Origin of the sequence: Halomonas sp. 5021 (genome assembly GCF_036663435.1) — a bacterium.
In the GTDB taxonomy this organism is placed as follows: domain Bacteria; phylum Pseudomonadota; class Gammaproteobacteria; order Pseudomonadales; family Halomonadaceae; genus Vreelandella; species Vreelandella janggokensis.
Genome location: NZ_JAXOVU010000011.1, coordinates 37,837 through 56,615 on the forward strand (window position 1 = coordinate 37,837; position 18,779 = coordinate 56,615).

Annotated in this window: 17 protein-coding genes; 4 read left to right on the forward strand and 13 right to left on the reverse strand. The window is 54.8% G+C overall.

From position 1 onward, the window contains the following. Position 1: 1 nt before the first annotated feature. Together R3F64_RS15285 and R3F64_RS15290 are read right to left on the reverse strand one after the other, a co-directional pair. Positions 2-250 (reverse strand): hypothetical protein, encoded by a 249-nt coding sequence (locus R3F64_RS15285; RefSeq protein ID WP_199283799.1) that lies wholly within the window; start codon positions 248-250, stop codon positions 2-4. 283 nt (positions 251-533) lie between these two features. Next, positions 534-1,247: a response regulator transcription factor gene (locus R3F64_RS15290; RefSeq protein ID WP_332612411.1), complete on the reverse strand. Its 714-nt coding sequence runs from the start codon at positions 1,245-1,247 to the stop codon at positions 534-536. A gap of 188 nt (positions 1,248-1,435) precedes the next feature. On the opposite strand from R3F64_RS15290, the gene R3F64_RS15295 reads away from it, so the two are divergent. Together R3F64_RS15295 and R3F64_RS15300 are read left to right on the forward strand one after the other, a co-directional pair. Then, complete coding sequence (locus tag R3F64_RS15295; protein ID WP_332612469.1) at positions 1,436-1,915, forward strand: molybdopterin-dependent oxidoreductase; 480 nt, start codon at positions 1,436-1,438, stop codon at positions 1,913-1,915. Positions 1,916-1,933: 18 nt separating this feature from the next. After that, positions 1,934-4,180: an ATP-binding protein gene (locus R3F64_RS15300; RefSeq protein WP_332612415.1), complete on the forward strand. Its 2,247-nt coding sequence runs from the start codon at positions 1,934-1,936 to the stop codon at positions 4,178-4,180. A 19-nt stretch (positions 4,181-4,199) separates the two neighbouring features. On the opposite strand, the gene R3F64_RS15305 is transcribed toward R3F64_RS15300, so the two are convergent. The 5 genes from R3F64_RS15305 to R3F64_RS15325 all read right to left on the reverse strand — a co-directional run bounded on the left by R3F64_RS15305 (position 4,200) and on the right by R3F64_RS15325 (position 10,327). Further along, positions 4,200-5,354 (reverse strand): EAL domain-containing response regulator, encoded by a 1,155-nt coding sequence (locus R3F64_RS15305; protein WP_332612417.1) that lies wholly within the window; start codon positions 5,352-5,354, stop codon positions 4,200-4,202. A 122-nt stretch (positions 5,355-5,476) separates the two neighbouring features. Beyond that, entirely contained in the window at positions 5,477-7,153 is a 1,677-nt protein-coding gene (locus tag R3F64_RS15310) for a methyl-accepting chemotaxis protein (RefSeq protein WP_332612419.1), read from the reverse strand. Between the two features lie 153 nt (positions 7,154-7,306). Further along, positions 7,307-9,154 carry an ABC transporter ATP-binding protein gene (locus tag R3F64_RS15315; RefSeq protein ID WP_332612420.1) on the reverse strand — a complete coding sequence of 616 codons (1,848 nt, stop codon included), beginning with the start codon at positions 9,152-9,154 and terminating at the stop codon, positions 7,307-7,309. A 67-nt stretch (positions 9,155-9,221) separates the two neighbouring features. Next, entirely contained in the window at positions 9,222-9,752 is a 531-nt protein-coding gene (locus R3F64_RS15320) for a chromate transporter (protein WP_085918197.1), read from the reverse strand. Beyond that, entirely contained in the window at positions 9,749-10,327 is a 579-nt protein-coding gene (locus R3F64_RS15325; RefSeq protein ID WP_332612423.1) for a chromate transporter, read from the reverse strand. The genes R3F64_RS15320 and R3F64_RS15325 overlap by 4 nt, the downstream gene beginning before the upstream one ends. A 162-nt stretch (positions 10,328-10,489) precedes the next feature. Between R3F64_RS15325 and R3F64_RS15330 the strand changes: the two genes are divergently transcribed. Both R3F64_RS15330 and R3F64_RS15335 read left to right on the forward strand, forming a co-directional pair. Beyond that, entirely contained in the window at positions 10,490-11,158 is a 669-nt protein-coding gene (locus R3F64_RS15330; RefSeq protein WP_085918194.1) for a GntR family transcriptional regulator, read from the forward strand. Positions 11,159-11,234: 76 nt separating this feature from the next. Continuing rightward, the gene (locus R3F64_RS15335) at positions 11,235-11,798 is read left to right on the forward strand and encodes a DUF1415 domain-containing protein (RefSeq protein ID WP_332612425.1); all 564 of its coding nucleotides are present in this window, start codon (positions 11,235-11,237) and stop codon (positions 11,796-11,798) included. Here the strand turns inward: R3F64_RS15335 and R3F64_RS15340 are convergent. From R3F64_RS15340 to R3F64_RS15365, 6 genes are all read right to left on the reverse strand, one after another. After that, positions 11,789-13,447 carry a diguanylate cyclase domain-containing protein gene (locus R3F64_RS15340; protein ID WP_332612427.1) on the reverse strand — a complete coding sequence of 553 codons (1,659 nt, stop codon included), beginning with the start codon at positions 13,445-13,447 and terminating at the stop codon, positions 11,789-11,791. The two genes, R3F64_RS15335 and R3F64_RS15340, sit on opposite strands and share 10 nt — an antisense overlap. A gap of 114 nt (positions 13,448-13,561) precedes the next feature. Next, the gene (locus tag R3F64_RS15345; protein WP_264823506.1) at positions 13,562-14,056 is read right to left on the reverse strand and encodes a GNAT family N-acetyltransferase; all 495 of its coding nucleotides are present in this window, start codon (positions 14,054-14,056) and stop codon (positions 13,562-13,564) included. An 80-nt stretch (positions 14,057-14,136) separates the two neighbouring features. Beyond that, positions 14,137-15,129: an LLM class flavin-dependent oxidoreductase gene (locus R3F64_RS15350; RefSeq protein ID WP_264823505.1), complete on the reverse strand. Its 993-nt coding sequence runs from the start codon at positions 15,127-15,129 to the stop codon at positions 14,137-14,139. Positions 15,130-15,270: 141 nt separating this feature from the next. Next, entirely contained in the window at positions 15,271-15,957 is a 687-nt protein-coding gene (locus tag R3F64_RS15355; RefSeq protein ID WP_199283789.1) for an SDR family oxidoreductase, read from the reverse strand. A 100-nt stretch (positions 15,958-16,057) separates the two neighbouring features. Further along, complete coding sequence (locus tag R3F64_RS15360) at positions 16,058-17,320, reverse strand: nitrate- and nitrite sensing domain-containing protein (protein WP_332612432.1); 1,263 nt, start codon at positions 17,318-17,320, stop codon at positions 16,058-16,060. Between the two features lie 67 nt (positions 17,321-17,387). Next, positions 17,388-18,740, reverse strand: a complete 1,353-nt coding sequence (locus R3F64_RS15365; RefSeq protein WP_264823502.1) for a NarK family nitrate/nitrite MFS transporter — start codon at positions 18,738-18,740, stop codon at positions 17,388-17,390. Positions 18,741-18,779 lie beyond the last annotated feature (39 nt).

Sequence of the window (18,779 nt, forward strand, 5' to 3'; positions counted from 1 at the left end):
GCTAGGTCAATTGGCTCCCACAATAGGGACAGGTTTCGTGAGCGTCGCGGGTTTCAGCCTCATGGCGCTGATGGCGTTGACTTGGTTCTTCTACCCCATGAATCGATACCAGTTGACCCTGCTCCCAGCGTAAGCCGATATCTTTTAACAGATGCGGGTCATGAAAACGCAGATCTTCGTAAAGACGACGCTGAGTGCGCGAGTGCTTGATGGCGTTGAGTAGTTTACGTGTAATCGTTGCTATTGCCATGGGATCGGTCTCCTGGGTTAGGAGGCCGGGCAACATCGCGATCAGGAAGTATCAAAGGTAACGATAAAATACATGGCCGCGACACTTGCCGCGGCCAATTTTCTCACTTTACCTCTGGCGCGCGACAACAATAAGCTGATACCGCATTATTCATAATGCGATGCAGCTTATTAATTCGGGTCGCGGGGATTTGCCAGCGCATGAGAACGTCTCGTGATTAAAAAGGACGTTACCTTTATAAGGTAGCCTCTATGTTTTAACCGATGCTTATATAAGCGTCAACCTATTCCGCGATTTGTTCATGTCTAGCGGTTTGGCAGATTTCCATTCGATATCCGGATTGGTAAACGCTGCGCAGGCGTAGACCATGACGACCATCCAGTTCCAATTTTCGGCGCAGGCGGCTCACGTGCGTATCGACAGTGCGCGTTGAAACGTCTCCCTTGATGCCCCAGACCAGCTCGAGCAAATGGGGGCGGGTGACCAATTCACCGATCTTGGAAAAAAAGAGGGCAGCCAACCGATACTCACGTTCGGTCAAATTGACGGGTTGGCCTGCCACGCTGATGTAATGCTCGTCGGTGTGCAGGGTGAAAGTATCTGGGCATGCAGCCGCCGGACGTGGAGTCGTATAGCCTGCACGTCTACCCAGCGCACTGACCCTGGCAATAAGCTCCTTAGGGCGAAGCGGCTTAGCAAGAAAATCGTCCGCGCCCTGTTCTAGAGCGCGGACGACGTCATCCTCGCCCTGACTGGCGGTAACAAACAGGATGGGGCCTTTCCAGCTTTCGTGCTGTCGTAAGTGGGCGACAACATCCATGCCGCAGCTGTCGGGGAGGCGCCAATCGATAATCAGCAAATCAAAGGTTTGTTGACGGATGGCGCGAGTCAGCTCACTGGCGCGAGTAAACAGTATCACCGAATGCGCTGATGCGGTCAGACACTGTTCGATAAAAGCTTGTTGGTCAAGATCGTCTTCAAGTACGCCAATATGCATGGTAAATGACCTTATTATCGCTTATAAACGCCACAAGCTGAGGAGCAGAAAAAAACTGTATTAAGTCTAATTGATACAGGTGCGTTGACACAAAGGTTCACAGTTTGGCGTAAAACGGCCGTTATATACTCGTTCAGTCCAAACAACACACACTGAGGTGTCACATGGTTCGGGGTTACTTGGCTTTGATGATCGCGGCGGGGGTTGCCCTGTTTTCGACTCACGCACTTGCGCTGGATATGCCGGAGGGGCCGGCGATACTAGTGGTGAGCGGCAAGATAGAGCAGACCAATGTGGGCGATGAGGCCCATTTTGATAAACTCATGCTGGAAGCGCTGGCTCAGCATGAAACGGTTTCACATACGCCTTGGTATGACGGTGAAGTGCGTTTTTCAGGTCCATTGGGGCGCGCCATACTTGATGCTGTTGGGGCCACTGGCAGGAGCCTGCGCGTAGTAGCACTCAACGACTACGCAGCGTCGATACCGATCAGTGATTTTGAAGACTACGAGGTGATCCTGGCTATGCAGGCCAACGGTAAATCACTGCGTATCCGCGACCATGGTCCGTTATTTGTCATTTACCCTTTTGATACTCATCCTGAACTCCTCAACGAAGAAATCCTGGTGCGTTCCGTGTGGCAGGTGAATCGTATCGAGGTTGAATAAGTTGACTGAGTCTCTATCATGCTAGCTTTATTGAAGTTTTATTTCTCTCGCCGCACCAGGGTCGCGACATTTTCAGCGATCCTTTTTTTTCTTTCGGCCCTCACGGTGGGGGGCGTGATTTACAGTCGACAAAATGCCCTGGAAAACCGACTGCTTGAAAACCTGCTATGGGCGTCGTACCAGTTTGATCGAGAGGTGCGAGAGTTTCGGCTGTCATTGCATGAAATGACAGCCGACGAGTCTGCTATTGATGAACTGCTGGTGCGTTATGAAATATTGTTTAGCCGAAAAAAACTCTTTTTTCAGGGGGAAATAGGCAAGGTTGTTGAGGAACTTGGGAATATTCAAGATGTTTTGCAAGCGTCTCAGTCAAGCATTTCAAGGATGGAAACCTTTATCGAACCGCTATGGGAAGAGCCAAGCATCCTCGATAGTGAATTGATAACAGAGTTGCACCAACAGGCATCCGCCCTGCAGCAGCTTACCAACAACATCTTGGTCGAGACCAATGCCCATGTTTCCAAGGTTCGCAGCGATGAGCGCCGTGTATTAACTCATCTATACGGTCTGGTACTGCTACTTATCATTTTTCTGATGTTTTCCGGCGGAATGCTAGTGCGTGCCCTGATTCTGGAAGGCCGTTCCAGTATTCGCAAGGCCCAGGCGTTAGAAGTCAAAGGCCATGAATTGAACGAGGCGGCCAGCCGCGCCGAAAAAGCAAGTCTGGCGAAGTCAGAGTTTATGGCGGTCATGAGCCACGAGATTCGCACCCCGTTGAATGGGGTGGTGGGCATGGCGGATTTATTGAAAGACGAAGTAAAAACGCCGAAGGCTGTCACCTATCTGGCTGCTTTAAAGCGCAGTGCGGAAAGTTTGCGCGCCGTCATTAACGATATACTCGACTACACGAAAATCGAGTCGGGTCGTCTCGATCTTGATTATCAGACACTGGACCTTTATCAGTGCATCGATGAGCTTTGTGAAAGCTATGCACTGCAACAGTCAAGGTCGAACGTCATGTTTCATTACTGGGTCGACCCTGCACTGCCGCGCTATGTTATCGGCGATGTTGCACGGCTGCGGCAGATCATAATGAACTTGATCAACAATGCGCTGAAGTTTACGGAAGAGGGTGTTGTTCAGTTTTATGTAAGACCACTAACGGGCAATAGCATTCTATTTGAGGTGCTTGATACTGGCTGTGGTATTTCTGAGGAGCATCAAGCACAACTCTTTACGGCCTTCTCACAAGTCGATGCATCCATCGCGCGTCGCCATGAGGGTACCGGGCTTGGCCTTGCCATTTGCAAGCGGCTAGTGGAAGCCATGCAAGGAAATATCGGTGTCAGCAGTCAACCAGGATTAGGCAGCCGGTTCTGGTTCACGGTCAACATGGATGTCGCCAAGCCGATGATGGACGACGACCCTGATGAACAACGCCGTGTGCTGGCGTTCTATCACCATATTCTGGTGGTGGAGGATAACCCATTGAATCAGACCGTTGCACAAGGAATGCTGGAGTACCTGGGGGCAAAGGTGACCATTGCTGAAAATGGCCAGGAGGCACTTGACGAACTTCAAGCGCACCACGGGCAGATCGATCTCGTCTTGATGGATATGCAAATGCCGAGGATAGATGGGCCGGAAACAACTCGGCGCTGGCGTACCTTTGAAGCGCACCATCAACTGCCGCGCATGCCTATTCTGGCGATGACCGCCAATGTAATGGCCGAGCATCGTGAACGTTGCATGCAAAGCGGCATGGACGACATGATCCATAAGCCCTTTACCAGAGACGAGCTTTTCAGAGGGATACACCGCCACCTGGCCACCCGGCAGTTGATAAGCCCCGCCACTGAACGAGGGGCTTTGCCAACCTCAGTACCACCACCAGTCAAGCGTGATGGTGAGTCACCATTGCTGGATGAGCATCTTTGTGATGAGTTGAGAGACACCTTTGACGCAGCATCTCTTGATGCATTGCTGAGCGCTTTTATAACCCGTTTTGATGAACGTTATGCGCGGCTTGAAGCGTTTAATGCATCAGAGGCGCGCGAGCATCTGTCCCAAGAGGCCCATTCACTAAAAGGCGCTGGTTTATCGTTAGGTTGCCTTGCGATTGCCGAGCAGGCTAGCCACATAGAACGTCGCGCGAACACTGCAACACCCGACGAGTTGGCCATGTATCTGGAACGCTTGAAAAGCCTCAAGGCGTCTACCCAAAGGGCGTTGCAGGACGCGGGATTGATTTGTAACCAGCTTTAGGGCAAGGCGAATGTCTCGTCTAATGGGCCAAGTGAGGCTCGCTCGTTAACCAGGTGTCAAGCGCATGGCGCGCTAACGGACGGGCAATGAAGTAGCCCTGGCCAAGTGTACAGCCGTATTGCGACAGAAGGGTGTGCTGGCATGACGTTTCGATGCCTTCTGCCACGACCTTGAGCCCCAGCCGCTTACCCAGGTCGATAATGGAGAGAGTAATTGCGCGGGCATCATCATCATGGTCAATCCGTGACACAAAACTTTTATCAATCTTGAGCTCGGTAAATGGCAGGCGGTAGAGCTGAACCATTGACGAGTAACCGGTTCCAAAATCATCCAGGGCGAGCTGGCATCCCTTCCGCCTCAGCGTTTCAAGCACGTGCCGTGCGTAACCCAAGCATTCAATGCCTGCTGACTCGGTCAGCTCCAGGGTAATCTTTTCCAGGGAAATACGATGCCGTTGCGTCAGGCGATCGAACGTCGCCAGCATCCCTTCTGCCTGGATAAACGCAGCGGGGACATTGATCGCAACATTCAAGTCGATCCCTTCGGATTGCCAGCGAGCCTGTTGCGCCAGCGCAAGTTCGATAACATGCCAGGTGAGGGGCAGTATCAGGTCTTGTTTTTCGGCCAGTGGAATAAAGCTGTCCGGATAAAGAACCCCGCGTTGTGGGTCCTGCCAACGCACCAATGCCTCAACGCCCGTTATGTTGCCCGTGTGAAGGTCCTGCTTGGGCTGAAACGCCAGAAAGAGCTCACGGTCACGAAGGGCCTTTTCCAGCTCTGCTTTGACGGGCGGTTTGGACGACTGTTTGAGTGAATCAATAAATGGCGCCAGGCCCGTCATCAGTTTGGTTTTAGGCAGGAAGCCCAGCATGCACAGGCCTTTTTGATTGCCACTCTCGATCGTATGTGCCGCCGCCTCTTTAGAGCAACCGCTGGTCACTATGATGGCGGCATTCAAACGTAAATCATGCAGATAATCGATAATGTCCAGACCGGTAAATTCGCCAAGTCCCAGATCCAGCAAGATCAATTCTGTATTGAGTAAAGATGGCTGACGGGCCAACTCGCCCAGGCCCCCCGCCGTTGCGACGTTGTACCCGTGTTTCTGAAGCAGCATGGTGCTCAATAGCTGTATATCGGCATCATCATCTATGACTAATGCGTTGCGAATCATATGGGTTCCTTTGGCGGATCCAGAGCACCGTTTTACATATCAAGGCGTTGATAGAAATAATTGGCGGTACAGTAAGTAGCCTCCCCTGGGTTAAACGATCAACGCAGGGGAGACTCGCGGTATTAGAAAGATTCCCATTCGAGCGCAGGAGATTTGCTCAGTAGCGGGGCAGTCATCGTCGTTGAAGAAGACGGCCGGTTCTTGGTAATAGCCACCGCTGGTCTTTCCTGCGAATCGCTTTGCGTATTACTGAGTTTGAAGGCGCCCACCAGCTTACCCAAACGATCAGCCTGTTCCCTTAGCTCTGCGGCGGCGGCGCTTGACTCTTCGACCATTGAAGCATTGTGTTGGGTCATGCTGTCCAGTTCGGTGACAGCATCATTGACTTGACCAATACCCACGCTCTGCTCTTTTGCTCCAGAGCTGATGTCGGCAATGACGTCAGCCACACGCTCGATGCTCTTAACCATTTCCTGCATGGTGGCACCGGTTTTCTTGACCTGATCGACACCCGACTGGGTTCTCGTCAAGGAGGTGTTGATCAGCTCATTGATGTTTTTTGAAGCGTCGCTCGAACGGCTCGCCAGCGTGCGGACTTCCTGGGCCACCACGGCAAAACCACGACCGTGCTCACCCGCTCGGGCGGCTTCAACGGAGGCGTTTAGCGCCAGTATATTGGTCTGGAACGCAATGCTCTCAATGAGACTGACGATGTTGCTGATCTCGGAGGAAGACTCGTTGATGGTATCCATCGTCTTTTCAACGCTATGCATGGCCTGCAAACCTTGCTGAGCAAGTTTGCGCGTCGATGTGGCGAGCTGGTCGGCTTGATCCGCTGATTCAGAAGCGTTGGTGACCACCGCCGCGATTTCCTCCATGGAGGCGGACGTTTGTTGCAAATTAGCCGCCGCCTGTTCCGTCCGTGCCGCCAGCTCTTGGCTGCCTTTGGCTATTTCATTAGACGCATGCTGCAGGCTGACCGTACTGCTGCTTACCGACTGTAGCGTATCGTCGATCCGCTTGATAAAGGCATCGAATTGCTGCGCGAGTTCGCCGATTTCATCACGGCGGCTACTTTCGATACGGGCGGTTAGGTCGCCATCACCGTCGGTGATTTCTTTGATTCGCCCGGTAATCTGGCGAATAGCCCGTGACATCATTAATGGGCCTAATAAAGCAATCGTTACAGCGACTAAAAAAACGATGATAGAAAAGATAATTGTTGACGTTTGCTGAACCTGGATTCTGTTTACAACAGCTTTTTCAGCGCTGTAAGTGGCTGTTTCAATATTGACCCCTGATACATCGTAGATATCACGCAATGTATCGAAAGCCGTTAAGGATGAGCCATAAAGGAGTGCTAGAGCAGCTGACGTTTCGCCTCTTTGGTGAAGATCGAAAACGCGCTCTGCTTCTTGTTTCCAATTGCGATGTAAAACTTCGAAGTTCGATAGCTGAGAAGTGAGTTCTGGATAGTTTTGCATGAGCCCTGCATAACGTTCCATACGGTCGTATGCCTGTTGCGCATTTTCTTCAAATACGGCAATGAGCTCGGATCCCCGCTCACTTGAAGGGTCTGACAATAGATATTCAATTTCGGCAGAGCGTGCCTGGTAAAGATCTCTATCTCCGTTAAGTGTTGCTGTGGTGGCGGGTATATAGTTGGTGATAAAAGTATCCAGTCGGCTTTTCACCATGTTAACGAGCATGGCGTCGGCGATTACAATGAACAAAAGAGCCATTGCAACGCTGATGAAGGCTAAGGCGTACTTGAAGCTGATTTTATGGAGGTGGCGCATTTAACAATCCTTTAATGGAATTTAATGAGCGAACACTACCTCTAAATTGCTAAAAGCGTCGACGAATTTATGAGTTTCGTCACCTTTGTTTACGATTAGTTTATTAACTTGCTAATAAATTAGGCGTGGGAGTCACCAGGTCAGGACTCTGATTTATTGATAGCCCTTGGCCTGAAGCTGAAACAGCTTGGCATAGCGGCCCTGGGCAGCGAGCAGTTCCTCGTGGGTGCCGCGCTCGATGATATGCCCTTGATCGATCACCAGGATAAGGTCAGCGCTGCGCACTGTGGAGAAACGGTGGGAGATGAGAATCGCCATCTTGTCGCGGCTATGCTCGCGGAAGCGGGCAAACACTTCTGCTTCGGCAGCGGCATCCATCGCAGCGGTGGGTTCGTCCAGCACTAGAATATCGGCGTTTTCACGCATATAAGCACGGGAAAGGGCAATTTTCTGCCATTGGCCACCGGAGAGCTCCTGGCCGTTTTTGAACCAGCGGCCCAACTGGGTTTGATAGCCGCTGGCCATGTTGGCGATGAAGTCATCTGCCATCCCGTGGCGGGCGGCCTGCTGCCAACGTTGCTCGTCGTGATAGGCATGGGTATCGCCCACGCCCAGGTTTTCGCCCACCTGCAACTGGTAGCGCACGAAGTCCTGAAAAATCACCCCAGTCCGCTCGCGCAGTGCTTTTGCCTGCCAATCGCGCAAGTCGCTGCCGTCCAGCAGGATGCGTCCCTTGGTCGGTTGGTAAAGCCGCGTCAACAGCTTGATCAGCGTTGTCTTGCCCGAGCCGTTTTCTCCCACCAGGGCCAGGCTTTGCCCGGGGGATAGGTGCAGGGAAATATCGTGCAACACCGGTGCGCTGCCGGGGTAGGCGAAGCTGACGTTTTCAAAGCGCAGGCCGTCGCCGGGTAATACGCCCCGGGTCAGGGTGCCTGTGTCCGCTTCGACCGGCTGTTCCAGGTACTCGTAGAGGTTGGAAAGGTAGAGGTTATCTTCATACATGCCGCTAATCGCGGTCAGGCTGGCGGAAAGCGCGGCCTGTCCTTGCTTGAACACCATGAGGTACATGGTCATCTGGCCGAGGGTCAGCGTCCCGGTAATTGTTTCAATTACCACCCACGCATAGGCAGCGTAAAAGGTGAGGGTACCCAGCAATCCCAGCACAAATCCCCAGCTTTCCCGGCGGAGCGTCAGGCGCCGGTCTTCGGCGAACAGTTGGGTAAAAATATCGCGATAGCGTTTGAGAAAAAGCCCTTCCAGGCCAAACAGTTTGACCTCTTTGATGCTGTCTTCCCGGGCGAGTACGGTTTCCAGATAAATCTGCATGCGGGTTTGCGACGAGCGTCGGCGAAACAGCCGAAAGCCATCTCCTGAAAACTTGGCCTCCGAAATAAACACCGGCAGGGCGCCGGCGACCAGAATCAACAGTGCCCAGGGGGAGAACTGCACCAGCAGGACCCCGAAGCTGCCCAGCGAAATCGCATTTTGCAGAAGCCCAAAGGTTTTATTCACCAGAGCGAGAGGGCGGGTTGACGCCTCTCGCCGCGCCCGCGTCAACTGGTCGTAAAGCTCCGAGTCCTCAAACTGGCTAAGCGAGAGCTGGCCGGCTTTCTCCAGAATCATCACATTGACCTTCTGACCCAGCAATGCGCGCAGTAACGACTGCTGGGCGGCAAGCCCGCGCTGGGCAAGCGCAATCAGGGCAATGATGAGTGCCTCGAAAGCAACCAGCTTGAGTACCGGGGTAATCGACATCAGCAAGTTGGGGTCAGTGGCTGCTTGATGGGCGTCCATGGCGCTCACCACGCCATCCACAATCAACTGGCCGACCCAGGTGGCGACGGCAGGAAGCACGCCGGCCACGAGCGTACACAGCGCTAAGCCAAGCATCATCCAGCGGGAGGTTTCCCATACCAGGCCCAGCGCTCGGCGGCTATAGCCAAAGACGCTAAGAAAACTGCTTAGCGGCGCGGTGGAGGCGTAAGAAGAGGGTGGCGACATATGACAACAAGCTGATACCTGGCAGAAAGGACTGCCATGATGCGATGGTTAAGCGTAGATAGCCAGTTCAACCCAGGAAAAGCCCGCCATAAACCAACGCCCCCACGACGACAAAAGCGGGATGCGTTTTAAAGCGAATCAGCGCAATGCCAGCAATCACGCCGATAATCAGCGTGTGAATCGTGCCGCTTGAATTAACACTTTCGAGCAAAAACCCCAGGGTCAGCCAGCCCATCATCATGGCGATAACCGGGCGTACCCATTGGCTCATGCGTTTGACGCGGGGAGAGTTGCGGTGGCGATACAAGAGGCCCAGCGCGCCCAGCATGAGCAGCAGCGTCGGAATGACCGTAGCGGCCACTGCCACGAAGGCACCGCCGATGCCGGCGACTTCATAGCCGATATACCCGGCCATCTTGGTGGCGATAGGGCTGGGCAGGGCATTACCCAGCGCCAGGGTTTCGGCGAAGGTCTGTGCGGTCATCCAGCCGTAGCGGCCAACGACCTCGGTCTCGATCAGCGGAATAATCGCCGGGCCGCCGCCGTAACCGATAATATTGGGAATGAAAAAGGCAAGAAACAGTTCCCAGTAGATCATGCCGACCCCTCCGCTTTTTTATTGCTTTTAGGGCGTAGCAGGGCAGCCAGCAGAATAGCGCCAATCACCCAGCCCGGATGAACACCGAGCCAATAGATAAGTCCGCCAGAGGTAATGGCCATCACGATGCTGACTAGCCAGCCCAGGGACGCTTTTGATTTATCGAAAAAGTCCCACGTCAGTTGTGCCATCATGATCATGACCACGGGTACCACGGCCTGACCCATGCCGCGAATCCAGCCAACATCGCGATAACGGCTGAAAATGCCTAACATGACAATCATGGTGACAATCATGGGGAGAATGATGGCGACGACAGCGGCGATACAGCCGCTGATACCGCTCACCCGGTAGCCGATGTAGCCCGGCATCTTGGTGGCGATAGGGCCGGGTAGGGTGTTGCCGATCGCCAGTACATCGGCGAATTCTTCATCGGTCAGCCAGTGGTGGCGGGTGACCACTTCGGCTCGCACCAATGGGATCATGGCGGGACCACCGCCGAAACCCAATAGGCCAACGCGCAAGAATGCCCAGAACAGTTGCCAGGATGCCGACGACGTCATGGGCGATGACATCGCAAGGTCAATGATGAGAAACAACGCATGGTCGACCCTTGTTTATCGTTTGTCAGTTAAAAAATCGATTATTATGTATAAAATAGAATATAAGCGAGGGCTTCCCAGGGCGTCAACTCCAGCGTTTAAAGGCATGGGCGTCAGGATGAAAAAGGATCTTATATGAACCAGCATCTTCAACCGGTTATCAGTACGGCATCCAGCCGCATTTACGAGACGCTACGCCGAGATTTAGTTGGCGGACGCTTTGTCGCGGGCGAAAAATTGGCGATCAACGCACTCAAGGACCATTATCACGTTGGTTTGAGTCCGCTGCGCGAGGCGCTCAACAAGCTGGCCGCCTATGGCCTGTTGATTCAGGAAAATCAGCGTGGCTTTAGAGTACCGACATTATCGCGCAGCGAGTTGGATGATATTGCCAATATGCGGCTGGAACTTGAGGGCATGGCGTTTGAACGCGCCATTCAGCACGGTGACGACGTATGGGAAGCCGAGCTTTTGGCCGCCGCCCATCGCCTGAAACGCGCGGATTTATCGCTGGAAAAAGGCGAGGAGTGGGAGGTGTTGCACAGCCAGTTTCACCGCACGCTTGTGGCGCCCTGCGGCTCGGTTTGGCTGTTGCGTTTTATCGAACAGCTGCACGACCAGTTCGATCGCTACCGTCGCCTCGGTCCGAAAATACCGACGGTAAGGCAAACACTCGATGAACAGCATCACGAACTGGTGGAGCTTGCCTTACAGCGTGATAGTAAAGCTGCCCGTGCACTCCTGGACGACCATATCCATAAATCCTATCAGGTGGCCCTCAAGCGCTATCAGGAACACGCCTAGTGTGTATGGCGTGTAAACTGTTGCGCTGTCGGCGGTGGTAGGCATCGGCGAGATTACCGAAGGGGACGGGAAAGGCATGCAAGATGCAGATAACAGGGTCATCGCGCAGACCTTGAACTGGGTGAACCGCTTTGTTGTGGTTCACGATATATGCCCGTTTGCCAGCCGCGAGCTGGCGCGGGATGCGGTTCGCGTTGAAGTTGTGCGCTCAAAAAAGCTGGAAGTGGCGCTTGAAGAGCTAATGGTGGAGGTGCATTGGCTAGACGAACACCCGGAAACAGAAACCACCCTGTTGGTATTTCCCACCTTATTTAAAAGCTTTGATCATTATCTGGATTTTGTTGAGCTCGCTGAAAGCATCCTGATTGGCCAGGGGTATGAAGGCATCTATCAGCTCGCATCGTTTCATCCGGATTACTGTTTTGACGATGCGGGTGCTGATGATGCCGCCAACTATACCAATCGCTCACCCCACCCGATGGTGCATCTGCTGCGTGAAGAGAGCGTCGAAAAGGCGATCGAGTTTTATGGCGATACCGACGCGATACCTGAGCGTAATGTGGCACTGCTGAACGGCATGGGCATTGAGGCCGTGGAGCAACTGTGGCAACGCAGCTGCCGCCTCGATGATCAGGGCTGATGGATCACCAGCCGATGCCTGCCCTCTTGCTTGGCAACATACAGGGCAGCGTCGGCAAACTGCATGACTTCCTTTATGTCATGGCTGTGCTCTGGCCACCACGCGGCCCCCAGGCTGCAGTTGACGGTCACCGCTTGATGCTCGGGCAACGATATTGGTTGAGAAATGGAGGCAAGCAATCGCTCGCTTATCGCCTGGGTGAGCGTCGGTAGTTGGTCCGCAGGGGCTTTCAAGGCCATGACGAATTCGTCACCGCCCCACCGAGCGACGACATCGCTGGCTCGGAGCACTTCCTGCAGACGATTGGCAATGTCGATTAACAGCAGGTCGCCCGCATGGTGACCCAGCTCATCATTCACGTCTTTAAAGCCATCCAGGTCAATATATACCAGCGCAATACTTTGCTGTTGGCGCTCGGCCTCGGGCAGGGCATGTGAAAGATAACGATCAAGGAAGGCGCGGTTCGGCAACCCGGTCAACGGGTCGCTATTAGCGATGTCTTCAAGGCGGCGAATAGTGCGGTTTTGGTCGAGCAAGCGTCCGACCATGTTGCGCATTGACGTGGAGAGGCGCATCAGTTCCGGCGAACCTGTTTCCAGGGGAATCTCGTTAGTGGGTTGGCTGGCATCGTGGATAGTGTCTGCAGCGTGAGAAAGACGGGTTAAAGGCGTCGTTAGCCGCGACGCGACAAACCAGCCAACCACTGCAAACACGATGGCCAGTAGCACGCCTATGCCCATGATCACACGTTTTAGTCTTTCCACGGGGGCAAATGCTTGCTCAATCGGCTGACGGCTAACAGCCACCCATCCCAGCCCCGGGAAATCCTCGAAACCCTGGCTGCGGGCTACACCCGTCACATAGCGCTGGTCATCTGGCCATGTCTCAATTGACCATGAAGGCTTGGCGCTGGCCTGTAAATGCAGGGTGGATAGGCCCGGCACAGGCTGTCCCAACATATCGTCCGGCCCGAGCAGCACTGTTCCATCGGCCGCGAGTAACAGTATTTCGGTGCCCTGGCGCTGTTGCGCAGGCGAGAACATCGCACGTTGAATGTACTCGGCCCATTCCCAGCTCAGGTGAACGGCCAGCACCCCCAGCAAGGTGTCATCCTGGGTATGGACCGGGGTGGCGATATCGACAAACTGTATGGCTTTGCCATACGGGTTAGGCAATAGCTGCGACAGCAAGACGGCGTCGTGAACATCGCCAATCCACATACCATCGCGGCCGTTTTGAAAGACCGGGCGCTGGGCAATGGAAGTCCCTTCCAGTACGCCACCGGTTGCGGCTTGTACAACGCCGTCTGGGCCAATAAAGCCAATCCATGACACCACGTTGTAGTTATCTTGAAGAGTTTCCAACTGAGAGCGAAGAGTATCGTTATCGGTACCATCGGTCAGTGCTTCAATGCCCAGCAGTAACTTTACTTCCTTAATGCGGGCATCCATGCTGCGGTCCAGCTTATCGACCATCTGATAGGCCGATTCTGCCGTAGAGGCGCCGATATTGGCTTCCAGTTGATCAGCTGACTGTCGAGCAGCGACCCAGCCAAGCAGGATGGTCGTGCTAAACACCAAGCCAATAATCAGCAGCATAAAACGTGTACGCAGGGATATTTGGTTTAGCCGCAGTGGGGCGTAGGGCATTCCGGCATCTCGTCGGGGGGTGAGGTCAGCTAACGATTGTTATCCAACCACGAAGGATGCCGATAGACAACCCACATTAATGCGCTTGACGTGGGTGACGTTAACGTTGAAGGCTTAGAGCGTTTTATGCATGACGTGGGTATCGACTTCGCCAAGACGGGCATGACGGTAAGCGTTAGGCACCGTGCCCACAATGGCGAACCCCAGGCGCTGCCAGAGTGCGACCGCCACCTCATTCGTAGAGACAACCGCGTTGAACTGCATGGCCCTGAAACCCTGCTCGCGAGCGAACTGCTGTGAATGCTCGCACATGCTCCGGGCGACGCCTCTGCCACGCGCGGCAGGGGCCACCATATAACCGCAGTTGCAGACATGATCACCCGGCCCGGCCGCATTGGCTTTTAAATAGTAGGTACCGAGAAGTGTGCCTGTTTCATCCTTGACCGCAAACGTTGCCTGTGGGGCTTTACACCACAGTTGGTAGGCATCTTCGGCGGGTATATCCGGGTCGATGGCATAGGTTTCCTGGGCCGCCACAATGTGTTGAAAGGTTGGCCAGAACGCCATGAAGTCAGCGTGTGACATTGGAGAATAAGTGAGCGCAGACATGGTTCTGTGTACCTGATCCTTCGGGTTAGCTCGGCTGAAATCAGCAGCCCCTATGCAAGGCTACCGACCATTGTAGGCAGTTATTGTGCCGCTTCAGCAACAATCTGATAACTTCTTAACCGATCCTGATGGTCATAGAAATCACTATTGATCATCAACTCATTGGCCCCTGTGCGTTCCTGGAAGTCGGCAAGTTGGGTTTTTACCGTGTCGGGGCCACCGATGATCGCTGCCCCCAGAAACTGCTCGACCTGGGCGCGCTCCATGGGTGACCAGTCAAGCTGCTCCACTGGAGGCAGCGACACCGTTGGCTTGCCGCGGATCAGGTTGAGAAATTTCTGCTGGGCCGTGGTTGCCAGGTATTCCGCCATGGCGTCGCTTTCCGCGGCAATGACCGGCAACCCGACGGTGGCGTAGGGGGCATCCAGGTGCTCCGAGGGCTGGAAGTTCTCACGGTAAAGCCGCAGCGCTTCAAACAGGTAGCCTGGCGCAAACTGCGCGGCGAAGGCAAAGGGCAGGCCAAGCTTGGCGGCTAACTGTGCACTAAAGCCACTGGAGCCGAGCAGCCAAATCGGCACGTGAGTACCCTGGCCGGGTACTGCTTTTACCCGCTGGTGAGGCGCAGGGTCTCCCAGATAGCCCCGCAGCTCGTTTAGTTGGGCCGGGAAATCATCCACGCCAGCGTGGGGATGGCGGCGCATCGCCTGCATGGTCGCGCCGTCCGAGCCCGGCGCACGGCCAAGGCCCAGGTCGATGCGCCCGGGATAAAGAGTTTCCAGCGTGCCAAACTGCTCGGCCACCACCAGTGGCGGGTGGTTGGGCAGCATGATCCCACCGCTACCCACGCGAATACGCGAGGTCTGACCGGCAATATGGCCGATCAGTACCGCTGTCGCAGCGCTTGCGATGCCATCTATGTTGTGGTGCTCGGCCAGCCAGTAACGCTGATAACCCAGTTGTTCGGTGCGCTGGGCAAGCGAAACGCTGTCTTGAAAGGTTTCGGCAGCGCTGCCCCCCTGACGAATCGGGGCGAGGTCCAGTACGGATAGCGCGGTAGACGCGAGTGCGCTCATGCATCACCTATAAGGCCGGAAGATGGGGCGGCTAATGAGATGCCGACGCAAGGGAGTCGAACGAATCATTAGCACGCTTGTTAATTAAGGGTTATGCGGCCAGTATCGATGAATTACAAGGCAGGGTATCGGCAAAACACATTATTCCAATGGCGGGGTAGGGCGAATCAGGATTTCGTTGACGTCGACATGGGCAGGCTGTGATAGCGCATAAATGACGGCATTGGCAATATCGCGGTCTTCCAGCGCATGTTCGGGCGGTTCGTCAAAGAAGGGGGTATCGACCATGCCGGGTTCAATCAGCGTTACCCGCATGCCGGTACCGCGTAGCTCCTCGCGCAGGTTATAGCCGATGCCGGTAACGGCCCACTTGGTCGCGCTGTACATGGAACCCGGAATGGTCGCACGGCCTGCGGCTGAGCCGGTTAACAGCACGTGGCCTTTGCTTCGTTTGAGTGCCGGTAAGCATGCCTGGAGAGTCAGGCCAACGCCATATACGTTGGTTAAGATCATTTCCTGCCAGCGCTCGTGATCGGCACCACTGAAGCCGCCCGGCGAACCACCGCAACCGGCGTTGGCAAAAACGGCATCAATCCTGCCAAAGGTTTCCAATGCTTCGTCGACCATGGCGCGCTGTTCGTCCATCTGGGTGACATCCAGCTCGCAGGTCAGCACATTTTCTGGTCCTAACTCTTGGGCAAGCGCGGTGAGCTTGTCAGTCGAGCGGGCGGCCAGCACCAGTTTGTAACCTTCACGGGCGGCTGCTCGGGCGGTGGCAGCCCCAATTCCGCTGGAGGCACCGGTAATCAGTAAGACGTTTCTATGCATCCTTTGCGCTCCTGACGATTAACCATAACATCCTATCTAGCATGGCTAATTGAGCGCCGTTGTGCAAATCGTAAGCCTGCGAACGAAGAAGGTGAAAGCGTTAATGCCCGGCTTCTTTGCGCTTGAGCATGGTGGATAGGTCGAGAATCGACTGCGCCATGTCCGCCATGCTTTTGCTCTGATTCATCGAGGTAGTGCGCAGAAACCGGTACGCTTCTTCTTCTGTCATGTCCTGGTGGGCCATGATCAGGCCTTTCGCCCGTTCGATCAGCTTGCGTTCGCGCAGGGCCTTGCGCGTATTTTCCAGCTCGTCGCTAAGCCCCTGTAAGCGGCTTGATTGTGCCTGGGTCAATTCGATCAATGATCGGCCCAGGGGCGAATTAAGCGCATTGGCGGTCAAGTCTCCCAGTGGCTCACCGCTGCTCAAGGCGAGCAGTTGCTCGCAAGGCGCCGGCGAATTACGGCAAGGCTCCGTCTTGGCTTTTTCCAGCGCGACATTGGCTTGTTGTATCTTGCTATGGCACAGGGCGGTCAACTGAGCGTTGCAGGCATCTTCCACGTTTTTAATGCTGTCGATGCGCAGCGTGGTGAGCTCATACCAGGTTTCACCCAGTGAATCCGATGTGTCTGGATGCGAGGCCCGCTGGCGGGCAATATCGCGCAATTGATGGATGCCTGAGAGCGTGCGTGGCGACAGCTCCGCTTGCCAATGTTGCTGTGCTTCGGGAGAAGCGAATTCCTCAAAGGTATCAAAGCAGCGCTGCTGGTCGTCGATCAGTTGGCCAAGCAATGCGCTATGGGCATCGTCAAAATACCCCTGGGTAAAGCCAAAGGCGCCGCATGCGCGTTCCTGTCCCGCCAGTTCTTTGCCTTGCATTAAATGGAAAATGGCGACCAGGGCGCGGGTGATATCAGGGTCGACAGCCGTGTCGGCTGCTTCAAAGACAATCGCCAGCAGCCCGCTGGTCAATTGATTGAATGCCTGAGTTGCCGCATCGGGTGTAATGGCAAAGGTGTCAATGGCGTGGCGCAGCGTGCTGAGTTCATCCAGCGCTGCCCATACCATGGCAATGCGGCGCAGCAGGCGCGCAGCCGCCTGGGGACGCGCTTCCTTGCTTAATGCCTCGAGGCGACGACGCATCAGTGCTTCGGCATCCTGGCTATGCTGGCGGTAAGTCGCGCGACGTTCTTTAAAGCGGCTGCCCTGGGAAACCAGGAAAACCGTCGACGCGCCCCGCTCACGCTGCAGCATGTGAATGAAGTGGCTGATGTCGCCCACAATGTCACAGGTTGTCGCCAGATGGGTCAGGTTGTCGATATCGCAGCGTTTGGCGGTTAACAGAAGCTGTTGAGCTGAAGACATAATGCGTTTCCTTTGTGCTCACCGCCATTGATTGCGCACTTCCCTGGAAGTGCGCAATCGGCGTCGTTTAGCGTAACGATAGGGCACCCGCGCCGGTATCGTCGCCCACCGCCTCTCGGTAGGCGGCTGCCTCTTCGGCTTCTTGCGCATCGGAGAAGCGTACCAGCAGGACGCACGAGGCCAAGGCAAGGACGGCTAACCCCAGGTAGAAGAGGCCTTGCTGATAGGTCAGGCTTTCACTGCGGAACAGGAAGGCGGCAGAGACGGCGCCAACGTTGCCGCCTGCGCCCACAATACCGGCCACCGCGCCCAGGGCTTTTTTATTGATGAAGGGTACCACCCCGTAAGTCGCACCTTCGGCCATCTGCACAAACAGGCTGAACACCAGCATGATACCGATCGCCAGGCTTAGTACATGCATTTGTGAAAAAGCGATCAGGGCGATGCCTTCACAAATGAGAGCGACCATTAACCAGCGCACGCGCCCCTTCAGGCCCCCCAGTTTGGCAAACAAGTCAGAAAATATGCCGCCCAGCGTACGGGCAAATATATTCATCAAGCCAAACAGGCCGGCAATCAGACCTGCGGTGGCAAGTGTCAGGTCAAAATTATCGAAAAAGTAGATGGCGGCGATGTTATTGATCGTCAGTTCCACGCCAAAACAAATCCCATACACGACGAACAGCGCCCACACGCGAATATCTTTTGCCGCGACGGTAAAGCTTTGTAGCGCGCCGTTTTCGCCGCTGGCGGGCGGTAGCTCGCCGCGAGCGCGCAGCTCGTCAAAGTTGCCATCGGGCGCATCCTGGGTAAATAGCCAATAGGCAATGCCGGTGAAGAACAGCACAACGCCTGGCACGACCATGGCTAACCGCCAGCCCAACGCCTCGTTAACTCCAAGCATCAACATACCGGCAAATATCAACGGCATGACGATCTGTGTCGTGCCGCCGCCCAGGTTCCCCCAGCCCGCACTGGTGGCGTTGGCGGTACCCACGACATTGGGCGCAAACATGATGGAAGTATGGTATTGAGTGATAACAAACGACGCACCGATGGCCCCAATCGCCAGGCGTGCAAGCAGGAAGGTTTCAAAGCTGTCGGCCAGGCCGATGCCCATCACCGGAATGGAGCCGAGCAGCAACAAGCCGGAATAGGTCTTTCGTGGCCCGAGGCGGTCGCATAATACGCCGATCACCAGGCGGATAATGACGGTGATCGCGACCGAGGCGATGATGGTGTTACCGATCTGGGTCTGGGTGAGAGCTAGGTCTTCACGTACCACCGCCATGAGCGGCGCAATGCCAAACCAGCCAAAAAAGCAGAGATGGAAAGCAAACCACGAAAAATGGAAAGCGCGCATTTGTGGCGTAGAGAAATTGAGCAACCGAATACGGTTGGCTTTGTTGCGAATATCCATGGGATGGCCTCACGGGTTCTGTTACGAGTTCAACACCCT

What these genes read in the sequence shown, in the direction of transcription:
- R3F64_RS15285 (WP_199283799.1), bottom strand. Translation starts at nt 250, where the DNA reads ATGGCAATAGCAACGATTACACGTAAACTACTCAACGCCATCAAGCAC.
- R3F64_RS15290 (WP_332612411.1), bottom strand. Translation starts at nt 1,247, where the DNA reads ATGCATATTGGCGTACTTGAAGACGATCTTGACCAACAAGCTTTTATC.
- R3F64_RS15295 (WP_332612469.1), top strand. Translation starts at nt 1,436, where the DNA reads ATGATCGCGGCGGGGGTTGCCCTGTTTTCGACTCACGCACTTGCGCTG.
- R3F64_RS15300 (WP_332612415.1), top strand. Translation starts at nt 1,934, where the DNA reads ATGCTAGCTTTATTGAAGTTTTATTTCTCTCGCCGCACCAGGGTCGCG.
- R3F64_RS15305 (WP_332612417.1), bottom strand. Translation starts at nt 5,354, where the DNA reads ATGATTCGCAACGCATTAGTCATAGATGATGATGCCGATATACAGCTA.
- R3F64_RS15310 (WP_332612419.1), bottom strand. Translation starts at nt 7,153, where the DNA reads ATGCGCCACCTCCATAAAATCAGCTTCAAGTACGCCTTAGCCTTCATC.
- R3F64_RS15315 (WP_332612420.1), bottom strand. Translation starts at nt 9,154, where the DNA reads ATGTCGCCACCCTCTTCTTACGCCTCCACCGCGCCGCTAAGCAGTTTT.
- R3F64_RS15320 (WP_085918197.1), bottom strand. Translation starts at nt 9,752, where the DNA reads ATGATCTACTGGGAACTGTTTCTTGCCTTTTTCATTCCCAATATTATC.
- R3F64_RS15325 (WP_332612423.1), bottom strand. Translation starts at nt 10,327, where the DNA reads ATGTCATCGCCCATGACGTCGTCGGCATCCTGGCAACTGTTCTGGGCA.
- R3F64_RS15330 (WP_085918194.1), top strand. Translation starts at nt 10,490, where the DNA reads ATGAACCAGCATCTTCAACCGGTTATCAGTACGGCATCCAGCCGCATT.
- R3F64_RS15335 (WP_332612425.1), top strand. Translation starts at nt 11,235, where the DNA reads ATGCAAGATGCAGATAACAGGGTCATCGCGCAGACCTTGAACTGGGTG.
- R3F64_RS15340 (WP_332612427.1), bottom strand. Translation starts at nt 13,447, where the DNA reads ATGCCCTACGCCCCACTGCGGCTAAACCAAATATCCCTGCGTACACGT.
- R3F64_RS15345 (WP_264823506.1), bottom strand. Translation starts at nt 14,056, where the DNA reads ATGTCTGCGCTCACTTATTCTCCAATGTCACACGCTGACTTCATGGCG.
- R3F64_RS15350 (WP_264823505.1), bottom strand. Translation starts at nt 15,129, where the DNA reads ATGAGCGCACTCGCGTCTACCGCGCTATCCGTACTGGACCTCGCCCCG.
- R3F64_RS15355 (WP_199283789.1), bottom strand. Translation starts at nt 15,957, where the DNA reads ATGCATAGAAACGTCTTACTGATTACCGGTGCCTCCAGCGGAATTGGG.
- R3F64_RS15360 (WP_332612432.1), bottom strand. Translation starts at nt 17,320, where the DNA reads ATGTCTTCAGCTCAACAGCTTCTGTTAACCGCCAAACGCTGCGATATC.
- R3F64_RS15365 (WP_264823502.1), bottom strand. Translation starts at nt 18,740, where the DNA reads ATGGATATTCGCAACAAAGCCAACCGTATTCGGTTGCTCAATTTCTCT.